Source organism: Neobacillus drentensis (genome assembly GCF_036966985.1).
GTDB classification, from domain to species: domain Bacteria; phylum Bacillota; class Bacilli; order Bacillales; family Cytobacillaceae; genus Neobacillus; species Neobacillus drentensis_E.
The window spans coordinates 1-4616 of sequence record NZ_JBALSN010000099.1; the positions used below are offsets into that span (position 1 = coordinate 1).

Genomic DNA, 4616 nt, shown 5'->3' on the forward strand with positions numbered 1-4616 from the left:
ATAATAATCATATTAAAGAGCTGCAGAGTTTCGGCAGCTCTTGTTTTTTAAGGATATTTAATTCACATATTTTCCACTCTCGGGCCTGCCGATCTCTTCAAAATGCTCCACCAAATACTGAAGACTCTCTGTTAGTTCTTCACCGCCCATTGGAAGCCCGTGACCGGTCACCACTACTTGCGGCTTAAGTGCTTCTAGTTTTTTCACCGATTCAAATGCCGCATCCCAATCGGTCGTGTAATATTTTGGAGGACCGCTAATTTCTTGTGTTTGCGTCATTACTTTATAGAGTGATTCTTGTTTTACGGTCACAAACGCATCTCCAGCAATCAGCGCCCGGTCTTGTTCACGGAATAAACTGATATGTCCTCGTGTATGTCCTGGTGTATGTACCCATTTCCAATTAGGCATATGAGGAACAGTTCCATCACTAGGAAGCACCTGAACATGGGCACTTATATCAATCCCATGGTTCGGGAACATTGGCGACAATTTTGCAACTAGTCCGCTATCAACATTTGGGTCACCAGGCGGATAGTCCCGTTGGCCTGTTAAAAAGGGAATCTCTAGTTCATGTGCATAAACCGGGATCTTCCACTCCTCCAACAATTCAGCAACTGAACCGACATGGTCAAAATGTCCATGCGTTAGAACGATTGCTTTCGGCATGGCCTCCTCACCAAAATGTTCTTCAATCATTTCCTTTATTTTACCTGCAGACTTTGGCATCCCTGTGTCGATGAGCACAAATTCCTCCGAGTTATTCGGGTTGCCAACAAGTACGAGGTTCACGATTTTGTCGGTATAACAATAGATATCTGGTAAAACAGCCATCCCAACGCCATTGCCAATTGAGGTCATCGGAAGAAACGTTTCTTCAAATTTACTATCCTGGTTACGCTCCAAAAAAATCCCTCCCTTTTTGCTTATTATTTAACTGGAAGGGAAAATTATTACTATCGCTTATTCTAGTTTAGTTGTAACACGTATAATATTATAACGAATTATTCGTTCTTAATAAAGGTGTTATATTCAAAAAAAACTGCCCACTTTGAGCAGCCAATTAATCAAATGTTCGCAATGGGCGAAGGCTAATACAGATTCTAGAGTTGGACCAACTAAAACAAGTATCAGGTATTAGTTAATTTGCGTCAGGCTTGATAGAAGGTGAATAATAGCTCCTAATGCGTTGAGGTTCCTATGTTTTGGAAGACATTTGGCCGGGTTTAAGAGGATTTAATTTCGAAAGCTTTGTGAACTTTGCCGTTAAAGTGATATTTCCTGATGCAAACGATGATAGAATAAACAACAGAAAGATTACAATATAGCGGAGTTGAATATGATGTTTAATAAGATTGGTCTTATCACATCACTGTTGTTTTTTCTATTAGGAACGATTGTCCTTGCCGATTCTAGATTAGAAGTTTCTTCTTCTCAAAATAATCCAGTAGTTAGCCAAACAACTCAAATAGCTACTATAAACTCAGATAATAATAAAATCGTATCAGCCAATAAAAGCACCGCAATAGAAAATAAACAGGCCTCATTGCCTCCAAATCAAGTGGAGAATGCCCAGCCAACATTAAAAGATTATGTTGTTCCCGGTTTAGTGGGTTTATTTATTATTATTGGATTTGGAAGTTATTGGCTAATTTTCCGCAAAAAATTTACCTATCAGACAAAGGAACAGTGACATTCCCCCTAGTGGGACAGAAAAAAGCGTGAGTCCAATGGATTCACGCTTTTTTGGTGCCTGACACCAATTCTTCTACTTCTATTTTCTCAGGACTGCGCGAACCGGACTCCCATCTCCTTCAACTAGTGGTAATGGAAGGGCAATCAATTCGTAATCGCCAGGTTCGATTTGATCAAGCATTAGTGATTCTAAGATGTGAATACCATGCTCATTCAAGCTATGATGGGCAGGCAGCTCTTTACTGTCAATTGGATCGACGGATGGAATATCCAAGCCGATCAGTTGAACTCCCTTACTTCCTAAAAAAGCAGCTAAGTTCGGCTCAATATGTGGTATCTTTTCAGGGAAAACATCAGGATTTTCCCAAGCAAGGGTTCGAAATAACACCCGTTTGCACCCATCTAGATTAATCTTTTCTAAATCAGCGGCACCAATGCTTTCCTTACCATGCATATCAATAACTCTGGCAGGACCGATGTATAGGTCAAGGTTTAACTCGATGATTCGCTTTCCTTCATTATCAAAATGGAAGGGCGCGTCTACATGTGTTCCTGTATGGGTACTCAATTCAAGTTTGCCTACATTAACGGAGCCGCTTTCCTCCATTGGCCATGCGACCTCATATTGAAAAGCCGTATCTCCTGGCCAAACTGGCATCCCATTTATTAATTTTCTAGAAATATCATAAATCATCATACCCATGCACTCCTTCGATAATAGTTTTGTGTTTGTCACCATTATTTCATTTTCTACAGGGTTTTTCATTAGTTTACATAAAAAAAGACAGGATTGATTCCTGCCTTCCTCAATGAAACGATTTCCAAAATTCGCTGTTCCTATTAATAAGCTCTTTTAGGTCATCAAACGGAATGGTAAAGGTAGGAAAACCGGCTGCAAATGCGGCAATTTCATAGGGTTGAAAGTAGATATTCAGCCCAGCCTCACTAATAAAAAAAGGTTGATCCACTTTTATGCCATGGTACTCATCAGGAAATAGATAAGACGAATATTGGTTATTACTTTTTATTTGTTCAAGAATCAGATCGCTAATTACTTTTACATAAGAATTCCCAGGCTTAAAAAGGTCTTTTAATTGGTACATTGAACCAGTTTTTAGGTTGATATGGGCATATTTTTCGACAGGCATTCCGTGGGCTGCACAAAACGGATAGTCATAGCCTTCAAGCTTGATGACCAGCAGATATTTCTTATAATAAGGAATTTGATAGTTCCCCGTATAATTTGATTCCAACTGAGTGTGTGCAGGTATTGGTTTTACACCCGCCATCTCCTTTAAAGCCCGATTTACACTTTCTGGATTTTCCATTCCTTCGATTTGTGGAAAGTATACTAAATAATCCTTATTGGGTTTGTATTTATTCTCAACCACAGAATATTGGTTATTTAGAGGAAGAATAGTGGCTTGTTTCCAGACTAATTCTCCCGTTTGATTAAAATAGATGAGATGGTCGTCAATATGACCCTTAATTAGTGTTTTCTCAAAGCTAAGCCAGCCTGAGCCACTGACCATTGGCAGATGTTCTTTTCGCCTTCCATGTTTGTCGATAAAATAAGTATGCTGTTCATCAGTGACAGACGAAAGGCCGTCCTCAAATTTGGTCATCATAGTAAAATGAAATCCTGTGAGAATATGACCATCCGAATCAGCTAGGGCATAAATGGATCTCATACAAGGCTGTTTCAGGTCAATCTCCTTTCCAATCGCAAAGCGCCCTTCATTTAAATATAGAATTTGATTATAGTTAGGCTTAATCACAAAATGACCTTGCCGATCAATGACACCAAAGTTTTCTCTATTATTCTCTGACAAACTAACGATTGCCAGACCTTCTATAAATGAATCTGCATATGAAAATTTAGGCTCGATGACTATTTTCCCCTGCTCATCGATATAACCCAGCTTTCCTTCGGTACTATTCTTAAATGCAAGCAAGCCTTGACCGTAGTTTGCGACGTAAGCATAAGGGTACGATTGTAATACCTTTCCGGTAAGGTCGATCAGTTGAAAACTATCTTCTTTTGTTTTCACAATTGCTTTTCCCTGTTCAAAATCACTGGCATTTTTATAGATTAATGGAATTACTTCTTTCCCTCGTTTATTGAGATACCCATATAAATACTCCCCGTTTGCATCTATTTCCACTGCGCGAACGCGTCCCTCTTTATACTCTCCAATAATGATAGAATACGCCTTTTCTGTGATTTCTTTGCCATTCTCATTAATTACCTTGAATCCCTGGGCATCATTGACTACGGCCCTGCCCTCAGAAAATGGGTTAATCGTGTCATATTTAGGCTGGACGATAAAATAACCTCTAGAATTAATGACACCTGATTTGTCCATTAAACCAACAATGGCCAAACCATTCTCCTGAAAATCCTCGGCATGATCGTAGTTTGCCGGAAGAATCCAATTCCCTTTTGCATCCATATATCCCCACTTGTTTCCGCCAATTTCCTTCCTCACAACAGGAAATTGGTAAACGGCCCTTGACTCTCTGGAAATGGATAGCGCTCGGATTGCTTTTTGCTCCACCTCAGAAGGAAGTGGATAATAATATCTAAATTGACCAAAGAACTGTTTTAGAACAAATAAATAGGGCTGTCGGTTAAGACGGTACACCCCAAAGATTTCCTGGATTCCATCACCATCAATATCCATAGATTGAAGGATTGCTTGTTGATTTCGATATTCCATTTCTGCCCCCATTGGGAGATATGGCAATATCCAACTAATTAATTCTCTGTTATTACCAACCATCATAACTCACCCATTTTAGTTTTTTTATATTTATATGATGAAAAGTGGGCTATGTGTTTAACACTATGATTGAAAAAACACCGCTAATTGAGATTAATCAATTAGCGGTGTTTTTATCGTTTTATCTATTTACAATTG

General features: G+C 39.1%; 4 protein-coding genes. 1 reads left to right on the top strand and 3 read right to left on the bottom strand.

The genetic code is table 11. The features are described 5' to 3' along the window. Positions 1–57: 57 nt before the first annotated feature. The gene (locus V7659_RS07050; RefSeq protein WP_420491337.1) at positions 58–906 is read right to left on the bottom strand and encodes an MBL fold metallo-hydrolase; all 849 of its coding nucleotides are present in this window, start codon (positions 904–906) and stop codon (positions 58–60) included. Between the two features lie 433 nt (positions 907–1339). Between V7659_RS07050 and V7659_RS07055 the strand changes: the two genes are divergently transcribed. Further along, the gene (locus V7659_RS07055) at positions 1340–1693 is read left to right on the top strand and encodes a hypothetical protein (protein ID WP_335539033.1); all 354 of its coding nucleotides are present in this window, start codon (positions 1340–1342) and stop codon (positions 1691–1693) included. Positions 1694–1774: 81 nt separating this feature from the next. On the opposite strand, the gene kynB is transcribed toward V7659_RS07055, so the two are convergent. After that, on the bottom strand, positions 1775–2392 hold the full coding sequence (gene kynB / locus V7659_RS07060) for an arylformamidase (RefSeq protein ID WP_335539034.1): 618 nt from the start codon (positions 2390–2392) through the stop codon (positions 1775–1777). Positions 2393–2501: 109 nt separating this feature from the next. Beyond that, the gene (locus tag V7659_RS07065; RefSeq protein ID WP_335539035.1) at positions 2502–4415 is read right to left on the bottom strand and encodes a WG repeat-containing protein; all 1914 of its coding nucleotides are present in this window, start codon (positions 4413–4415) and stop codon (positions 2502–2504) included. Positions 4416–4616 lie beyond the last annotated feature (201 nt).

Bases quoted from the DNA above. Each gene is read 5' to 3' on its own strand.
- V7659_RS07055 (WP_335539033.1), top strand. From the start codon at position 1,340: ATGATGTTTAATAAGATTGGTCTTATCACATCACTGTTGTTTTTTCTA.
- V7659_RS07065 (WP_335539035.1), bottom strand. From the start codon at position 4,415: ATGGAATATCGAAATCAACAAGCAATCCTTCAATCTATGGATATTGAT.
- kynB (WP_335539034.1), bottom strand. From the start codon at position 2,392: ATGATGATTTATGATATTTCTAGAAAATTAATAAATGGGATGCCAGTT.